This is a genomic window from Desulfogranum marinum (assembly GCF_016918565.1).
In the GTDB taxonomy this organism is placed as follows: Bacteria; Desulfobacterota; Desulfobulbia; order Desulfobulbales; family Desulfobulbaceae; genus Desulfogranum; species Desulfogranum marinum.
Genome location: NZ_JAFFQD010000011.1, coordinates 48,334 through 66,371 on the forward strand (window position 1 = coordinate 48,334; position 18,038 = coordinate 66,371).

15 protein-coding genes and 1 pseudogene are annotated in these 18,038 nt (G+C 45.7%); 5 read left to right on the forward strand and 11 right to left on the reverse strand.

Going from position 1 to position 18,038, the window contains the following annotated elements; translation table 11 throughout:
- Positions 1–1,108: 1,108 nt before the first annotated feature.
- On the reverse strand, positions 1,109–1,291 hold the full coding sequence (locus JWH17_RS08155; protein ID WP_205222104.1) for a hypothetical protein: 183 nt from the start codon (positions 1,289–1,291) through the stop codon (positions 1,109–1,111).
- A 264-nt stretch (positions 1,292–1,555) separates the two neighbouring features.
- Positions 1,556–2,800 carry a molybdopterin molybdotransferase MoeA gene (locus JWH17_RS08160; RefSeq protein ID WP_205222105.1) on the reverse strand — a complete coding sequence of 415 codons (1,245 nt, stop codon included), beginning with the start codon at positions 2,798–2,800 and terminating at the stop codon, positions 1,556–1,558.
- Between the two features lie 569 nt (positions 2,801–3,369).
- Between JWH17_RS08160 and JWH17_RS08165 the strand changes: the two genes are divergently transcribed.
- The 3 genes from JWH17_RS08165 (at position 3,370) to JWH17_RS08175 (ending at position 5,434) form a co-directional block, all read left to right on the forward strand.
- Entirely contained in the window at positions 3,370–3,987 is a 618-nt protein-coding gene (locus JWH17_RS08165) for a class I SAM-dependent methyltransferase (RefSeq protein ID WP_205222106.1), read from the forward strand.
- A gap of 265 nt (positions 3,988–4,252) precedes the next feature.
- Positions 4,253–4,702 (forward strand): hypothetical protein, encoded by a 450-nt coding sequence (locus tag JWH17_RS08170; RefSeq protein ID WP_205222107.1) that lies wholly within the window; start codon positions 4,253–4,255, stop codon positions 4,700–4,702.
- A 390-nt stretch (positions 4,703–5,092) separates the two neighbouring features.
- The gene (locus tag JWH17_RS08175; RefSeq protein WP_205222108.1) at positions 5,093–5,434 is read left to right on the forward strand and encodes a hypothetical protein; all 342 of its coding nucleotides are present in this window, start codon (positions 5,093–5,095) and stop codon (positions 5,432–5,434) included.
- Positions 5,435–5,517: 83 nt separating this feature from the next.
- Here JWH17_RS08175 and JWH17_RS08180 read toward each other — a convergent pair whose 3' ends face one another.
- The 4 genes from JWH17_RS08180 to JWH17_RS08195 all read right to left on the reverse strand — a co-directional run bounded on the left by JWH17_RS08180 (position 5,518) and on the right by JWH17_RS08195 (position 9,556).
- Positions 5,518–5,706, reverse strand: coding sequence for a hypothetical protein (locus JWH17_RS08180; protein WP_205222109.1), 189 nt, complete (start codon positions 5,704–5,706; stop codon positions 5,518–5,520).
- A 93-nt stretch (positions 5,707–5,799) separates the two neighbouring features.
- A complete protein-coding gene (locus tag JWH17_RS08185; protein ID WP_205222110.1) occupies positions 5,800–7,146 on the reverse strand; it encodes a DUF6880 family protein in 1,347 nt (448 codons plus the stop codon).
- A 16-nt stretch (positions 7,147–7,162) separates the two neighbouring features.
- Positions 7,163–8,398 carry a tetratricopeptide repeat protein gene (locus tag JWH17_RS08190; RefSeq protein WP_205222111.1) on the reverse strand — a complete coding sequence of 412 codons (1,236 nt, stop codon included), beginning with the start codon at positions 8,396–8,398 and terminating at the stop codon, positions 7,163–7,165.
- Positions 8,399–8,401: 3 nt separating this feature from the next.
- Complete coding sequence (locus tag JWH17_RS08195) at positions 8,402–9,556, reverse strand: hypothetical protein (protein ID WP_205222112.1); 1,155 nt, start codon at positions 9,554–9,556, stop codon at positions 8,402–8,404.
- A 366-nt stretch (positions 9,557–9,922) separates the two neighbouring features.
- On the opposite strand from JWH17_RS08195, the gene JWH17_RS08200 reads away from it, so the two are divergent.
- Positions 9,923–10,897 carry an HNH endonuclease gene (locus JWH17_RS08200; protein WP_205222113.1) on the forward strand — a complete coding sequence of 325 codons (975 nt, stop codon included), beginning with the start codon at positions 9,923–9,925 and terminating at the stop codon, positions 10,895–10,897.
- Between the two features lie 52 nt (positions 10,898–10,949).
- On the opposite strand, the gene JWH17_RS24580 is transcribed toward JWH17_RS08200, so the two are convergent.
- Entirely contained in the window at positions 10,950–11,414 is a 465-nt protein-coding gene (locus tag JWH17_RS24580) for a class I SAM-dependent methyltransferase (RefSeq protein WP_205222153.1), read from the reverse strand.
- A 452-nt stretch (positions 11,415–11,866) separates the two neighbouring features.
- On the reverse strand, positions 11,867–12,205 hold the full coding sequence (locus JWH17_RS08210) for a PilZ domain-containing protein (protein WP_205222114.1): 339 nt from the start codon (positions 12,203–12,205) through the stop codon (positions 11,867–11,869).
- 302 nt (positions 12,206–12,507) lie between these two features.
- Here JWH17_RS08210 and JWH17_RS08215 point away from each other — a divergent pair, with 302 nt between their 5' ends.
- Positions 12,508–13,077, forward strand: a complete 570-nt coding sequence (locus JWH17_RS08215) for a hypothetical protein (protein WP_205222115.1) — start codon at positions 12,508–12,510, stop codon at positions 13,075–13,077.
- Positions 13,078–14,579: 1,502 nt separating this feature from the next.
- On the opposite strand, the gene JWH17_RS08220 is transcribed toward JWH17_RS08215, so the two are convergent.
- From JWH17_RS08220 to JWH17_RS08230, 3 genes and pseudogenes are all read right to left on the reverse strand, one after another.
- The gene (locus JWH17_RS08220) at positions 14,580–15,560 is read right to left on the reverse strand and encodes a calcium/sodium antiporter (protein ID WP_369125049.1); all 981 of its coding nucleotides are present in this window, start codon (positions 15,558–15,560) and stop codon (positions 14,580–14,582) included.
- Positions 15,561–15,585: 25 nt separating this feature from the next.
- Positions 15,586–16,501 (reverse strand): annotated as a pseudogene (locus JWH17_RS24585) (virulence RhuM family protein).
- 242 nt (positions 16,502–16,743) lie between these two features.
- The gene (locus JWH17_RS08230; protein ID WP_205222117.1) at positions 16,744–17,193 is read right to left on the reverse strand and encodes a hypothetical protein; all 450 of its coding nucleotides are present in this window, start codon (positions 17,191–17,193) and stop codon (positions 16,744–16,746) included.
- Positions 17,194–18,038: the final 845 nt, after the last annotated feature.

The window sequence follows — 18,038 nt, forward strand, 5'->3', positions numbered from 1 at the left end:
AACACTAATTGGGACAAGATAGCCGATGAAGGCAGCGACTGAAAGGTAAATGGCCGTAAGGTGGGAAGCCTCACTGAAATCTTCGGAGAATACCTCTTTATAGATTGTTATGCCTGCATCTATTCAATTACAAATGAGTAAGCGGAAATACCAAAGCGGTAACTGGCGTTACGCTACTGAAACAGTTACCCATTAAATAATAAATGCACCGTATGGAGACAGTCAGGGGCTAATTGCTATGACGGATGACATGCCTTTTGCTTCGATATGTTAAACACACTTACCCCAAATAGAGTTAGAGAATGAAAACAATCATACTATATGTATTAATAACGGCTACTTACGCATTATACTTATCGCAAACTGACCTGAAACAAAAAGCCGGAAAGATAATGGTTGAGAAAGAAAATAGCTCAGATAAATTTATCCTGCCTGGTATTTGCCTGATCAGTCTTCTCTGGCCGTACCTGTTACTCAGGCGAGGATGGCGTAAGGCGAGCCAAAAAATAAGCGTATGGCAAAGGGTGAGGCACCACTAATTATATTTTTTCTGATTACGTACAAAACTCAGCCAATTATCTACCGAAACAGACAGGGGAATGATTTTATTTCTCTTTTAAACCCGGGAGACAGATCGAAGACTTCGATCTGTCTCCCGAGTCCTCAAAAAAAAAAGCTGAGTTTCATGGGTAATCAGAATATTTTTTATAACGTCACTTGTACCTGTATTGTGGTTTACATAAGAATAATAATGCCTGCAGCGCTTATGATCCGAGGGTATTTTTTGAATGCTTACGGATGTTCATGAATGGAAAAATTCTTTATAATATCAATTATTTGTTAGCTGAAAAAATAGCATCTCTTATGGTTACGATCAACCATCAGACACTTAGTGCTACGCCAGAAAGGTGGCAGACGCAAGCCTTCTCTTCCCAATCAGCTGTTGCCGGTTAGCCACAGTTTCACAATATAAGCCAACAGCGAGAGCCACGGAACACCACCAGTGACTCTCGCTTTTCTTTCATCCACCTCAGAGACACCCAGCTTCACCCATATTCACAGAGTTCTTCTGCAATTACTTTCATATTAAAATTCCAGCTAATAATTCTTACGACCTATTGCCCCCCTTCCGGCGCTCTTTCATGTCAGCTTTTTGACCATCGATATGTATTTCAAACAATCTCACACAAAATGACATGGAATAACTCCAGGCAAGACTAAATGGTGCCATCGCCGACTTGATACGAATGAAGAGGGGCGAGTCTGCTACCAGCTCGTGAATATTAAGCACATGAATTGCTCCTGCTTGATACGTGACAATCCTTTTGAAGTCCAAAATATCAATTGAGAATAATGCACTCCTAAACATGAAATTCAGATCCACTCTCATATGGAAGGGACAACTTTCAGCCGGCATAATCAGAGGGTTGCCCTCTAACCGTAATTTCTCATCAATTCAGGCGGTGCCAGGTTCAAAACGTGTTTGTCCGAAGAGGTAAGCGACCAGCGCAATACCCCCTGGAGTGCCTGGGAGTTACCTTGAAACGAAGAGTCCTTACCGTAACAGTTGAGCTGTGATTATCGCATGTTCAGCAATAGCTGTTTTGCCTTCATTAATTGAGATAACAGCATCAGCTTCTGCCATGGAACGAAGCCTGCTTTTTTTCAGGAGTGGGATAAAAAGCGGGGGCTCGCCGTCGGCTTTTGCCTGTAACCGACCAAAGATAAATTGCACCCAATCCGGATAATTTGTCCGCAGTTCTTCACTACAACAGACACGACAGCATGATAACGGCGGCTCGGAGCATCCGCCAAGCTGCATAATACCGGGAAGTGCGACTTGAAGAAACCCCATAAGATTTGAAGGTGGACCGCCGGGAAGTATGAACACAGGCTTGCCGGAGAGCATCGCTAACCCGGTGGCTTTGCCGGGTCCAATCCGCAAACGATGAAAAACGATATCTCCACCCATGTGGGAGAGAACCTTTGCGACAAGGTCATGATCTCCGGTCCAGGCACCACCGCTGGTTATCATTGCGTCACAGGTGGTGTGCATTTGAGTAAAGCACTTTTCAATTGCCTCAGGGGTGTCTTGTACAATTTCTAAATGCACATCCAAACCGTACTTACGGCACCATCCTGCAAGTGTGGTAATATTGCTGGCATACAGTTTCCCCCTGTCAAGTGGTTGACCGGGGGCAACAACTTCATCACCGGTGGCGATGAGAGCGACCTTTGGACGCCTGACCACCGATAAACGGCTGTGACCGGCAGCCGCAGCAAGCCCAAGGATGCCGGGAGTAATATAACTGCCCTTTGCACCAATGACTTCCCCCTGTTTGACATCCGTTCCACGAAAAAGAATATTTCTGCCGGGTTCAGCGGTATTCATGACCGTAAGCTTCTCCCCTGCCTGGTGGGTGAACTCTTCAGCGACAACGCTGTCAGCTCCCTCCGGAATTTCTGCCCCGGTTAATATTCTAATAGCGGTACCAGGAGTTATGGACAACGATTCCGTGCCACCGGCATAAAGGGTGCCCGCGAGTTGCAGGGTGACTGGGTTATTTTCGGAGGCTGTTTCGATATCCTTGGAAAGAACTGCGTACCCGTCTTTTAATGACCCATCAACTGAAGGGGAGTCTACCAATGCGAAAATATCATGGGCAAGGATTCGGCCGGCTGCTCCGAGCAGAGGAAGTTTTTCTGCTGGCAATGGTATAATACTGGTTTTACATAGCTGCTTGGCTTCCTTGAATCCAAGCAACTCTGATTTGTTTGTTGCTCTTTCCGGCTGTAACATTATTGATCCAATTGCCTTCAGGCTGTTGGGATTCTTAACTGAATATGATTGATTTTCCCATTTTTATCGGTCGGAGAAGAAGAAACGAGTATTCTCCGTTATTCGACCAACCAGCTATTGATCGGCAGGTCGATCTGTAACCCACGCATTGTCCTTGGCTGGAGATGGCTGAGGGCGAATTCTTCTCCAAATAATTTATACCAGGGATTGCGACTAGAGTGGCAAACAATTAAAAAAAATTATGGCAACTTCATTTTGTTTACTTGTATCGTGGCCTGCCCCGAATGGCCTTATGTGGTTAGTTAAGGTTTTTAAAATACGTTTAAGCAAGTTACTTTTCAAAGAGAGGCTAGGAGTGTGTCGGAGAATTGCTATTTTGGTTCAGTTCAAGGCATTGGCGGGAAAATAAGCAGAGCCATATAGTTAATATTGCGAGCATTATTTTTTCGCCAATAACACAGAAATGGGGCAAAAGAGCTTTCTCCGGCAGGCTCCCAGCCCCCGCCTGTTGTATTGCTGAAGTTACCAATAGGCCGTGACCAAATCACAACCAAACAAATAATATACCAATGGATGAATATCGAAATCACGCCAGTTTATATGACCTGTTGGTAGGGCCTTTTTTGCATTCGACGCACAGGGATATAGTAGACATTGTAAAAGTACACGGTTGCTCATCACTTCTTGATATCTGCTGCGGAACAGGACTTCTTGTCGGCAAAGCTGTGGCAGCGGGCCTAAAGCCGATTGGTACAGACTTGTCACCCGCTATGCTGGATATTGCCCGAAGCAACCATCCTGAAATTAATTTTTTAGAAAATGATGCATCTGATCTGCCTATGGAGGAGGGCTCATTTGATGCAGTTACTGTCAGTTTTGCCTTGCACGAAAAACCTCGTAATGTGGCTTTTGCTATTATTCGAGAAGCTCTCAGGCTGGTCCGAAAAGGTGGGCTTGTTATTGTTGCTGATTATCATCTTCCAGTTGACCACAGCTCATTTTTTACAGGTTTGGCGGTTCAATGTGTGGAGCGTATTGCAGGTAAACAGCATTATGCCTATTTTAAGGAGTATATGAAGCCAGGCGGAACGGAAGCATTTCTGGCTGAAGCCGGTTTGGACGCAACCTGTCGGACAACGCATATGAATGGGTGGTCCGGTATATTTGTCCACGTGAAGGACGCTTGATTTGGAAAAGTTCTTTATGCCGGATAAATTAATAAATAGCCAAAGCAGCTTAACCTTGTCCCATATTGTTCTAAAGTTTTGAACTGTTACCCATCTTCCCGCAATTGCAGCCACATCTTGCCTTTATTGGCTAGGCGATAACGTTGGGTAGGGCGGCACGACGTATGAGAATCTTTTTCAAACGGAGAAAAAAACCTTACATCAACTAGAACCTAACGAATAGCTCACTAACGAGCGTTATACCCTTTTTGGCAGGAGATTAAAGATGAGCTTAACCAAATGTCCAGAATGTGAGCAGGAAATTTCAAACCTGGCAATCATGTGCGTAAAATGCGGCCACCCGATGAATCACAGCACCAATCAACAAGACCAGGGAAATGCTGCCTGGACTGCAGTGACAAAGTCCCGAACCCCTATCAATGTATTTTCACTGGCAATGATGACTTGTGCTGCAATCTTAGGAGTAAGCTCTACCCAGATTGATAATGTAAATGCACTTACCGCATTTACCTATATACTGCATATCTTTTTGGCTGTATCAGGGATGTTCTTTGCCACAATTCTATTTTGCAGAAAAGGCATGTATCACCCGCAAGATTTAGCACAGGCAAAACAAGCCGGGGTCGACGACCTTGGTCACGATAAACCGATATGGGCGGCCACACTCATCCTTATGATGGTCGTTGCTTATGGTATCTATCAGCTGCTTACGTGATCTGTGAGTTAAATCCAACCCTTGGCAATTTCTACCCAAAAGAGTATTGATGATTCCCCGCCCGGCAGGAGAGCAAACAAAGACGACAAGATAAAAATGCTCACTTGCCGTTTCCTGTTATGCTAATGGAGGGGGGGGGAGGGAGTCGAACCCTTGCCCCATCCAGTATTCCAGCGTTTGAGAGAAAGGTGGCAAACATGTGGCAAACGACCTATAAGGGAGTATCGGTATTTAATACTGACAATCGAGCTTTACACTTAACTTGTTTTTTTCCAATAAATTTGACGAGAAGAGTCAAGCAAATACCTGACCCCAGTTCTTTCCTCAATTCACCAAATATAATAGAAGGTATTATTCACTAGCTGATTACTCATAAAATTACATAGAGCTATGACAACAGATCAGGAAATAACTGAATTAAAAAGCCAGATAGAAGCACTTGAGCAACAGCTAAAGCAGGTTAACGATTATAGCAAATCCTTAGAAGAGCAGATTGAAGCGCATAAAGAGATTACAAATAAGGCAATAAGGGAAATTGACCAGTTTCCTGAAAACTTAGCCTATCTAGCTTCACTAGCTGTACAGTTAGAAGAGATTACTCAGCCTAATTATGGTGAATTTTATGCACTACACCAAGATGTACAGCTTATAATCACAAAGTTAGAAGAATCTGTTACTGAAGCACTTAATGAGCTTGTTGAGCTACAAAGAGGAAGGTGTAGTGTAAAGTAATTAGTACGAACAGTATAAACACTACTTGCAAATAACTATTATCAATAATTATATTGACTACCAAAGTTATGTTGTGAGTTGACCTAATGTGTTGAAATAATAGCAATTTCTGCACAAGCACCTGTTGCCATCTTATTCTCTTTAATTTCAAGCAGTTCCGCCATTTTCGAGAGTGGTTCTCCTTTTCCATGCAACATAATAAGTTGGCCTTTTTTCACCTGTCCATCAATGTTCTCAGGTTTTACGAAAAAGGTTGCTGTCCCCTTTTCCACTCAGCCACAGGCCGAGAAGAGCCAAGCAAAGACCTGACCCTAAGTTCTCTATTGTTCCGGCTTGTTTCCCAAACCTGTTCTTTCAAAACAGGTTCAGCTCCTCTTCGACTTTCTTGGCCACCGTGCCTTTGCACGTTCCAGAAAAGGAGGTTCAACGTGCCTAGGTGCGTCGGCGACGATATTCTCGAATCCGGCCATAAAACCCTTTTTGCGAAAGTGCTTTTTGCGCACATCGGCAACCACCGTTTGCCAGTCGGCATCAAGACCGGCTTTTAAATAACATTTCTTGGCATACTCGATATGGCCGAGCGCGGCGTCATAATATTTGCTCTTTCCGGCATTGACGATCCGCATGCAGAGTGCACGGTATATTCTGGCTGATATTTCAGGATGAGCGCGTTCCAGTTTCCGCGCCAGCGGCTCAGTACTGTAGTGGCTGAGATCTTCCAATTCGTCACCTGTGGTCCGGTTCAGAAGCGATACAAGGCGCTCGTACTCTTTATGCTTAAGCCAGAGTTCAATCTGAGAGGACAAATCGCCTTTTTCCGATGCAGCCATGGCCTTTTGATGCCAATCCGTTTTCTCTTTGGGCGACACATAGCGCATCAATTCCTTATAAGTGAACGTGGAGGGATGCGCCTCAAACTCGGACCAGGCGGATTGAAGAGCGTCTTCCACCTGCCCGATCTTAGCCAGCAGCACCCGTTTCAGCTCACTCAATTCGTGTTCTTGATAAGATGTTCGGCTGTCCGCCCGTGCGATCTTTACCCCCCTTTCGACCCAGACAAGCGCATCTTCAGGACGCCTCCGGCTTTTGTAAATTTTTGCGAGAGTCAAACAGTCCTTGGCTTCAAGCCCGATCTCATCACAGAGCGCGATATAAGCGTCAACATTACGCTGGGCTGCCAGCAGCGTCTTCAGTACGCCGCCCCACCGTCGGCTTTTGTAATCGGAAAAACGCTTTTCCTCGTCATCCTGGATTGGAGCCGGTTCGAGCTTGGCCCGAATCTGCCGGATGAAGGCCTCCAGCCCCTTTTTGTCGAGCACTTTGCCAACCTCACGATCAAGGTCATGACAAAATCCGTAGGGGTCGTCCTCCATCCAGGAAAGCAAAGATATTGCAGTCTCGTCCGCATCAAAATTTGCACCCTGACGTGCTTTGGTCCAACCTTGAAACAGCTCCTCAACCAGCATGCCGAAATTACCGCTCGAGTCGTCGATCTCATCGGCTTTTTCATGGCAAGCGGCAATAAAGAGCTCGTATAGCCGTGCTGCCCGTTCCGGCTCTTCCCTGATGATTTTACTGATATCATCGGCAACACCCTCTACATCCTCCACAAACGACCAGGCTGCATTATAGGAAATGAAACGGCCGGGAGACAGCGCTGCTTCGATTGCCGTTTCCATCGGATCGATCTGTTTTCGCTTGGTGGGGCTCATGGTATTCCTTTACTTGTCACTCGAATTCTCGATCTTTCCAGGCTGTTTTTGCCTGCACCTCACCTATAAGAAACCGTATGCCTTGGTTGTCGGACGGGTTCAGCCAGAACATCTGTTGAAATAGTTGCTCCGCCTCGTCAAAGCGCTCAAGTCGCCAGAGACACAATCCATAGCCGTGCATACAACGCAGAAACGGGCGGTTGTCGATAAGTCCCCATGACAGCACGCCGGTAAAGTCGCCACCCAAAGACAACTCGCCGATGCGCAGGCCGACCTCGTAATGCCGGATAGCATCTTGCGGCCGGCGATCAAAGAGAAAATTGCCCAGATGCGAATGGGCATCGAGGCAACGCAGGTCCGCCAGGCACAGCTCCATCAGAATCTTAATCGCCTCTGCCTGCTCGCCGGCATCATTAAGATCGTTGGAGCGGGTGATGGGATCACTGAAAGGGTCATCAGGGTCCTCGCCGGGCAGCACCTGCTCCATTTCGAACATGGGCCGGGGGCCGTGAGCAATGATCGGCTTGGCCCAATCCTCGATGGGTTCACCTTCTTCCCCCCAATACTCTTCCTTGGGGTCCCACATGCCCATCTCTTCAAGCCCCAGTGGTACAAAATCGAGAGCCTCCACGTCAATCCGGATCGATTGAATTTCCCCGGAGAGATAAGGATGCCCCCCGTAACGCCACTGCTTTCGGGGTGTTACCAAGACGATTACTCCAGGCACCACCTCCCAAAGAGGGTTCGCTCGAAGGGTAATGATCCGGTCGCTTCCCAGCAAACGGCAGCGGGCGGCACGCTCCTTGACCGATAGAGCGACCAATTCAACTGGGTTGCTCAGGTCGATGTCATCGTCTGCTGCTTTGTGCTGCTGCAAACGTCGGGAGGAATTCTTGGCATCAGCGGGGTACGGATCGAGCCCGAGCAACCTGCGATATGCTGCGATGTAGCGGGCCCCCTCCGCTTTCTGCGGTAAAACGACCTCAGGGAGCGCCACCACATATTCGGCCCCGTCCTCTCGGCTGCACTTTGCCGTCAAACCGCGCCGCTTGTTACCGTCATAGTCTATTGCAACCACCGAAACCGGTTCCCCGATGACGAAGCCGTCGGTCGGCAGGGCAACGTTATCCTCAAAGGCCTGCCCAAAGGCCCAGAGCTGTTCATCATCGCCGTATGCATCGACGGTGATTTCCTCAATGAGTCTGCCCAAACCATCAATTTCCTTCCCCTCTTTCGGGCTTCGCGCACTCATCTTTTATATATCCTCCCAAATACCGGCCTTTACCAGGCGTTGAATCAATGCTTTGCGTCGCGTGTGCCCAGCCATGAATTGTTCCAATTCGTTTTGGAATTGCTTTTTGGTCGCAAACAGGTCATAGGCTTCGGCAAGGTCGACGAGTTTGCGGCAAGCCTCATCATACCCCCGTCCCGATCCGCGCTCGACGGGCTCTTTAACCGACACCCAGGCCTTAGGAAAATCATTTGAAAGATTCTCCAGATGCGCCTTACGTTGCTCACGCCGCTCAATCTCCCGTTGCTTTCGGTCCCGTTTTTGTTTTTCCAGCCGGATTAAACATGCCTTTTCGGCCTTCTGCCGCAATTCACCCACTGTACGTCGGGGTGCGCTGCTATCGCTATCCTGGAAGCCGCGTCGCCATGATGCAAACCGGTTCCTGACAGAGCGTTCGGCCTGCTGCCCCTTGCCCTCCAGCAATTGTTTCAGGAGCGAATTGACTTCTTCTCTTGGCAGGGCATCGATCCACTTTTCCGTTTCCCGTCGTAAAACTTCCGTCTCTTGCGTAGCCGGGCTGCCCATACCTGCACCGGCCAGAAGATCCGGGTCCACCTCCAAAAACTCGGCCAGTGCCAGCTGAGCTGCTGTCAGGTCTCCCAATCCACTCACGAGCAGCGGCTCCGTCTCTTCATCATCCACCATCTCACCGCCTATGACCGCAAGCCAACCGATATACAGGCTGCGCAAATCCCCACGCAGCAGTTCATCCCGCACAGGGGCCAAACGTGCCATCCAGTTACGGCCGTCCTCCATGCCAAAGTGGTCGTAGTTTTCAGATTCTTCCAGGCTCCAGGTGATGATCCAATGGGTATTTGTGGCGCTGATATCCAACAGGTAAGGTACGGTCACTGCTTTAGCCGTCTCTTTGGACAATGCCTCGATGGGCAGGCGCACCATGAATATAGCCGTCATCCAGTTGGCGACATAGACATGGGCATCGAAATAGTATTGCATCAGCTTGTTGGGGTCACCCTTGAAATCGCCCCAATTGTACTCATTGGTGAAGCTGACCGGCGTGATAACGGCCCGCGTTGAAAGCGCCCGCAGTTCAGCCATCTCATCCGCTGTTAACGGCCGGTCGATGGAGAGAAACTCGTAGTACTGGTATTCGCTCATGATTCCAATTCCCGAAACTGTTCACAACTAACGAGGGCTTAACACCCGCAACCCAATATTGCCAACGCAAACATATCGCTTCTTTTATCTAATGGAAAATATCTACAAATTTCAAAAGATACCAATAAATAATTCCGTCCCACTCTCCAAGTTCCCACTGGCAAACCATGGAAAGGGCAATGGAGAGGGCTCTACCAATACACTTGTTAAATATTTCTTCACAGAGACGCAGCAGGTATGCCCCCTGCATACCCGGGAGTTGCGACTGCAGGACATATCAGTGGCAGCAGAAAGCAGAGTATGGTAACAGATCATAATACGTAAGTATTATATACTTTTTCAATTTCTCTCCAAAACCAGGGTCACATGTGCGGAAGACTGGAGACTTACCTGATATCCTTTACTGGACTTCGAGTCGATAAAAACAGAAAATCCTGGTCCCCCCTTACCCATCACTGTTCCCCCTATAAACCAGTCCTCCTCCTTTCTATTCTCGATCACATTGCATCGGGCCAGATCACAACGAATTTCATCACCCCTTCTTTTGAACTGACAGAAACTTTCCTTGGGTATATTGCAATACTGCCATACACAGTCCGACAGGCCAGTATGGCCTACCCCTTCTACCATCTTGAAAGCTCCCTTTTTTGGGAACTAGTGCCGCAAAAGGGAATAAAGCACCGTAAAGGGCTTGCCATACGCTCGATGAAAAAACTGCGGCAACTTTATCTGGGTGCAAAAATTCCCGAGGATCTGTTCATGCTCATGCAGATGAGCCAGACAAGGGAACAGTTTCGGTCGGTCCTTATTGAAAAGTACTTTGCTCGGGAGATACAAGAAAAAATCCGGGAACAATCCTTCCTCAACTGCGCTTCCGCCCAATACTCACAAAGTTTGCTCAATACGGCTGAACCTTCATCAATTTTCTTTCCTGAAATGATTAAGCCGAAAAACAAAGAAAAAATCAGAGGACAAGGCTTTCGCAAAGCGATTGTCCGCCTCTATACGCATCGTTGTGCATTGTGCGGCATTAAAATGCTCACCGCAGAAGGGCACACTGCAATAGACGCTGCCCATATTAGACCATGGAGCGAAAGCCATGACGACCACCCTACCAATGGGATGGCCCTGTGTAAACTCTGCCACTGGTCATTTGATGAGGGGCTGATGTCTGTTGACCGTCAATACCGCGTCCTGATTTCGCCATCGGTAAAACAAGACCCAAATCTTCCCGGCCACATGCTGACCTTGTCAGAACGACCGATCTTTAAACCACAGGAAAGTAAGTTTTGGCCTGATCTGGACAATTTCAAATGGCATCGCCGGGAACGGTTTCGCTAACCCGCTGCAACACATGCCCGAGCCAGATGTCCTCCGGACGCAACCGGGAAACCTATCTGGAAGAATCGACAATCCTCAACCCGCAAGACCGGTAAACCTCTCCTACTTCTTCCTTACCCCACAGAGTGAACTGCCTGCCATCGGGCAAGGAGTAACTGCCGGTCCCTTGCTTCATAGTTATGAGCATATAACCGCCAGGTTGCAAAGCCGTGGTAAGAGATACAAGAACCGCATGCATGGCCGATCGGGGCTGATGAACCAGCGTCCCCACCAAAACCAGAGCATCAAATACCAAGCTGCTGAAATCGAAATCACAGAAATCGCCCTCTATAACCGGACACCCTGCATGCTTTCGAGCCAGGTTCGCCAGACCGGCAGACTGCTCAAACCTGGTAACCTTAAATCCCCTTTCTGCAAGCCAAAGCAGATCTCGGCCTGAACCACAGCCTATATCAAGAATTGTGGATTGGGAAGTGAGGAAGCGAGCTAAAGGAGTGAGAAAGGAAGCGGGATCAATAGCAACCGTAGAGGCAAAGTATTACTGATGATTGTATTCGTAAAAGTGTTTAATGCAGTCAGAACGAGTATGCATTTATCGTTGGGTACTACATAACGCACATGACAATAACGACGAAGAAAAAAACCGAACTCATTGATCGAGGTTGGATTTTCAACCTTTCCAAGATTGCCTTGGAATATGTTTTGGTGGAGGCGGAGGGAGTTGAACCCTTGCCCCCAACCAGTATTTCTGCGTTTAAGAAAAGGGTGGCAAACGATCACCTTGCTGCCGACATGAAAACTCGACCAAGCACTTACTCTAAAATCCACTCACGTGTAAGATCCGTCAGTTAGATATACCCCCCAACACTCAACAGCAGCTAGAATTAAACGAAAGGCCCGAAAAACGGCCTAATCAAATTATCCCTTAATTTCGACACCACTGTTGCTGGAAAAAGGGGGCAACAGTTCTCATGATTTTGTCAGACTTTTGTCGTCCAATCGGTGTAGTGGGAAATGGGAGAAAATTGGCCACCATTCAAGTGGATTGAAAAAACTTAAGGCTATACCGTCTTCGTCGATTCTTGTGACCGTCCCTGCTATCTTGATGATTAATTCACTATTTTTGCCGAGTAGTACTATTTCTACATTGATTTTCTCATCAATAGAAAAAACGGGCTCACAAGACAGGTACATTGCATCGATACTTATATCTCTGACTATCCCATGAATCGTTCCGCGTTTCCCTGATTTAATCAATGCGTTAGCTGAGTAATGAACTCTTATCCTATTTCGACTTTGTTCACTCATAAAAGAGACTCCTTTGGCTTACCTATAATACTTGCAATATTGCAAACTGGGTATACAGTACTTGCCTCTTCTCAGAACACTTCATGGGTACTCTGACCATTGAGGCTTTTCCTTGATTGATTATTACTTTTTTTTTAACCCTTTTACAAATGGCCTGTCGCTTGTTTGCACCAAGGCTTCAAAGCCTAGAATAATAATTGTGGCTAGGCATATTTTGCAATTATTTATTGCATCTCACCTTGAATTGCCTCTCCTCTTTACCATATAATTGACGAACAATAACACTTAACAAAAGGATGAATATGGAAACTTTTCGACGGCCTATAGTAGTTACAACGACCTTTGGTAAAACCTACTACGGCGACATTGACGTCCCCACAGAATCCATACGAACCACAGACTTGCTTAATAGCAATTCAATCTTTTGGAATGATCCCAATGAAAAGTGTTTTGATAACGCGATATTAATTCATGATGCCAAGCTCGCCTTGGAAGAGAAAGCAATTTACAAGAAATTCAACAAAATCCAGCTAAAATCCTCAGAAATTATATTTTTTTTCGACAATTACGAAACAATCGGGGATAAACAAGAAAAAGCACGTGCTGTAGTAATGCGTAATAAGGCACAAGAAAAAATGAAACCTGTGACAATTATCACACCGCTCATAGCAAATTCGTTTTATGATATTAAAGGTAAATTCTACGGCTTATTTAAGAAAAAATCCCAAGACAAATTTATCCCGCTCTTTGATGCATCCGTCACTGAAATCAAAAAAGTGGATAATAAATGGTCCCAGAAAAGAGTGCACCTGGCACACACCTTTCTCGGGATAAGTACACAATATATTGAAGCGTTGTCGTTTGAAGACTAAATAAGCCTGATACCCACAGCCCTATCTTAGCCTTTCGCTTTCGACGCGTAACAAACCGGAATAAAAACATAAAATGCAGAGAAGACTAGAAAAAAGCCAAAAAAAAATTAACTCTGGTCAGCTTCTTTATTGATAAATGTTCAAGGCGATAGGATTCGCCCCCTTGAATTCCACCGCTTGAGGTGGCAAACGACCTATATGAGGGTAACGGTATTTGCTACTACCAATCTAACTTAAGATTTACCATGGTTCGTCCCTTATTATATAATTAGTCAAGAAGCTTTTCCTGGCAGCGTTTACACAGTACTTTTTCATCTTCCATGGTGTTATGGCACTGAATACACCTTTTCTTTTTAGCTGGAGGTGGCGGCCTTTTGAACATCTTCTTAATTTCAGCAAATAGCATATCTCGCACTTAAGTTGAGCTCTACGAAAAACTGTTTCAAACTGCACCGGAACATTTAAGTAGCTTACCTGAAGGTACCATAAAGCAAGGTATGTACCTAAGCAGAAAAAAAAGTATAAGATGCTGATTAGCCACTAATAAATCGCAGCTCCGCCATAAAAAAAGACAATTTTCAATAAAAAGTACGTAACCACGCAAACGAAAACGTAATTCATAGTAATCTAGCAAACATTCTTCCATGAATCTCATCAACGGGACTTTTGAAAGATATTTTCAGGTTTCAGGGAATGAATTTCAGGGGGAGGTACGAAAAAAGCCACCTACCGAAGAGGTAAGTGGCTAATACCACTAAAAAGCACGGTCGGGACGGTAGAATACTAACCTACGGCCTCCTGCTCTAGAGGCAGGATCGCTGCGTTTTTAGCCCACTATAGTGCAGGTTTCGCAAGGTGCCCTTTGCAGAATCTACCCTAAAAGTACATAGAGCTGAGTAAAACCGCCACCAGGCTTGCCACCAAACCTTCATTGTTTATCTTGTTCTGCCCCGTTATTCTAAAAGAGTCAAGTAAAGACCTGCCTTCTCCCAAGTTCATTTGTCCCCGATAGATTCTTGCCCCTCTTTTTTACGCTTTTATATATACAAAAGCTATTATATCTCTAAATATTTATGATAAAATTAGTTTAGATACCATTATTGATGGCAGTGCTACGATTAACTTCCTGAGGTGTTGATTATTGAAAATGGGGACAGGTCTATTATTGTCGGCCACCACAAGTATGGTCACAATTGACGACCGATAGATCTTACAAGAACACACAAGACAACAAAAAACCCGAACTCATTGATTGAGCTCGGGTTTTAGACCTTTCCAAGAATATCTTGAAATATATCTTGGTGGAGGAAACGGAGCCTTACCCCAATTCGTTCTCCAAACCAAATAATATCTTATATCTATTTTATTCAAAACGTTACCATACATCAAACCCCTTTAAACTGTCGGACCCCGAGAGAAATTTAATTCTCTACATTTTCCCGAAACAGAGAACGGACGAGGGTTCGATTCCCGTTTGAATACCCGACGGTGTGTTTTACAACTCATGTCTTAACCACCATTACCGTGGCAATCAGCCATGCGGTATAGCCCACATAAACCAGCAGAAGGGCTGCTCCTTCAAGTCGATTGATGCGTCCCTGACGTCCCCTGAATCCATAGCCGATCAGGAAAAGTGAAATGGTCAATGCTCCCATAACAACCATGTCCCGGGAGAGCGTTTCAGGCTCCACTGCGAAAGGATGAATCGATCCAGCAATCCCAACGACGGCCAGCGTGTTGAACAGGTTTGATCCGAGCACATTTCCCAGAGCGATATCATGCTCACTTTTGCGGGCAGCAATGACCGACGAAGCCAGCTCCGGCAAGGAGGTCCCCACCGCTATAATCGTCAAACCGATGATCATGTCGCTGACACCGAATATCTGTGCGATTTCAACAGCTCCCCATACGAGGATTCGGGAGCTGGCAATGAGCAACAATAGCCCGGCCACGAGCCAGAAAACTGCCCGTTTAAGCGGCATTGCTTTTTCAGCGGTTTCCGTTTCAATCTCATTTGCCAGTGAGTCATCCTTTCGTTTCAGCCCTTGATATATAGTCCATGCCATCAGGCAGCCGAATACCAGCAGCAGAACAAACGCATCGAGCCGTGACAAATCAAGGTCTGCTATCAGAGCGACACTGAGGGCGTTCAGCAGCGTCAATATCGGCAGTTCCTTGCGCAATACAGTCGAATGTACCATGATGGGACTGATCAAGGCCGTCACGCCCAGTATCAGGGCGATATTGGCGATGTTTGAGCCGTATGCGTTACCAAGCGCAATACCCGGGCTACCTTCAAAAGCAGCCAAGGCCGAAACCACCATTTCGGGAGCGGACGTCCCGAATCCAACGATTACCATGCCGATTAAAAGTGGCGGCATGCCGAAATATCTTGCAGTGGAAGCTGAACCTTCCACAAAACGGTCCGCGCTCCAAACCAGAAGTGCCAGACCGACAATCAAAGCCAAAACTGCTAATCCCATCATCCAAATCCCTTATCCAGAAAAGTTAATCCTCATTGTTTTTATCATTCTTATGTTCCAACTGTTTCATTAAACGGTCGAAGTCACTTTCAAACAGCCGGTCCTGAATAATGCGGTATTTTTCAAATTCGCTTTCAGCATGGGCCTTGGCGATTTCCGCCGTTACTTTTCCAGCGTCCTGAAGGATTTCCCGGTCGGTGGCTTCGATGAATTCGTTCAAGCGGGTCTCCCAATCCTGCATGATCAATGGGATCTTGCGCAAGGCCATGTCCTCGGCCACATCCAGGTAGGCGTTCACCAGCCGGGTCAATTGCGCCATTTCATTTTCGGTCAGGTAATTTTTAGCTATGCTGACATCAAACTTCTGAATTTTCCACTTCGGGGCATCCTTCCAAGGTCGTCAGCCCCATATTCTGTTTTTGGTGGTCAGCCCTGTCGACAATCAACTCAGCAGCCGTCAGTCCATGAATGGCCCAGTGCAGCTTATTCTGGACGGTTGCAAAAAACCTTTTGGTGGCCTGCGCTGTGACATCATAGTCGATGGACGTGGCGTAAATATCGGTAATCTTCTGGTAGAACTTGCGCTCGAAAAGGCGAATTTCCCGGATATGTTCCAGTTGCTCTTCAAAATATTGTTCCGTCAGGATAGAGCCACCGCTTTTTATGCGTTCATCATCCATCACATAGGCTTTGATGGTGTATTCCTTTATGATGGTGGTGGCCCATTTGCGGAACTGGACGGCATGCTCTGAGTTGACCTTGTAACCAACCGCAATAATGGCCGAGAGATTATAGTGTTTTGTATTGTCGTTTTTACCATCAGCGGCAGTTATCCGAAAATTTCGGATAACTGAATCTTCCTGCAACTCACTGTCACTGAATATCTTTTTCAAATGATAGTTGATGGTACGTACGTCCACGTCATAGAGCGTTGCCATCATTTTCTGGGTCAGCCAAATGTTTTCATCGGCATATACCGCCTCAACGCTGCCTTTGCCGGTGGCTGCTACAAATGTCAGATACTCAGCCGCCGATGAGCGGACAATCGATGTCTCTTTTTCCCGACTTTTGAATTTGCTTACTTTTATCTTTCTTCATTCAACCTCCCCAGTTTTGACGAAAATTAGGAGAGAAGCGGGACCTCCTGATCTGCAACTACGACAAAGAGCCACATCTTCAATCCCTATTTCTCTCTCACCCATTTCTTTTCATATTTGCCAGTTAACGGAAACCCAATATTTGAATAGTGGATTCTTCCTCTTTCATCTGCCCAACAATAAATAGGTTCCTCTTTATATTTCTGTGCAACATCTTCAGGAATATTGGCAATCAGTTCATAATCAGATTTTTCACCGCGATCTATTGGCATTATGCTTTTAGCTTGTTCAACAGCTTGCTGGAAATATTCAAGCACTGGCACCGGGCTTGTTTTGAAAAAATCTACAGAGATACCTACCCCAATGAGGGCACAAAACATAATTATTACTAATGATAAAGTAAAAGGTGTTTTAGTTACCAACACGGTTTTCGCAGGAGCCCCGCCAATCGGGCCATTTGGCCTAAATATTTGCTTGTTGGTTCGCGTTGACTCAATAGTAGTCTTAACGCTCGGTGGAATTATCTGCCCTTTCATTATTAATTTCTCTGTCTCGAGGTAATTTTTGTGACTGTTCGAAAATTCCATCCCTCTAGCTCAGTACAAAGATGGCTATATTTATCACTACAATATTTTCTTGGTATTCTGGTATGGAAGGAACCTTTTCTACTCCCTCCGTGTTCTCTCAAGTTTTTTTCCAATAATTTTGCTTTGTACTTTTTCAGGTAAGCGTATGCTGTCCCAGTTCCGTCATGTATTTTAAAGCATGTAAATTTTTGTCGTAGTGCATCATTGTAATAATATTTTCCTATTGATATTCTTCCTTCAAAGGGCACCGACCAAGCTATGTATCTGTTATAATTTTCTTTTACATTGGCAATTGTGGCCTTTTTCGCGATTGCATTTTGATTCGCGAAACCAATTAAAAAACAAATAGTTAGTATCTTCTTAAACATCTTTTATCAATATCCCCTTACCCATTTCTTTTTATACTTCCCCGATAATGGAAAACTTACGTTTGAAAAATGTACTACTCCGTTACTGTCCTCCCAGCAGTACATCAAATCACCTTTAGGTAAATACTTTCGTGCAAATTCAAATTCAGACTGTAAGCTATCTTGATTTTTTCTTACTCCATAGGAAGCAGGTAGTCGTCATGTTGGCTTAGCCCTTGGTGTTTGCGGCACGTTTTTTTGTTTATAATAATCTGGGTTGAAGTAAAGCATCGCCCTTTTACTCATCGGATCTCGCTCCAGCACATACACAGGATCACTATTCAAATAATCCTTTATTGATAGCCTCCACTCTTGCAACTCATCTATAACTGGCTGCTTTTTTATCAATTTAAAATAGGCGTAAATTGAGCCATCGATTACAAGGAA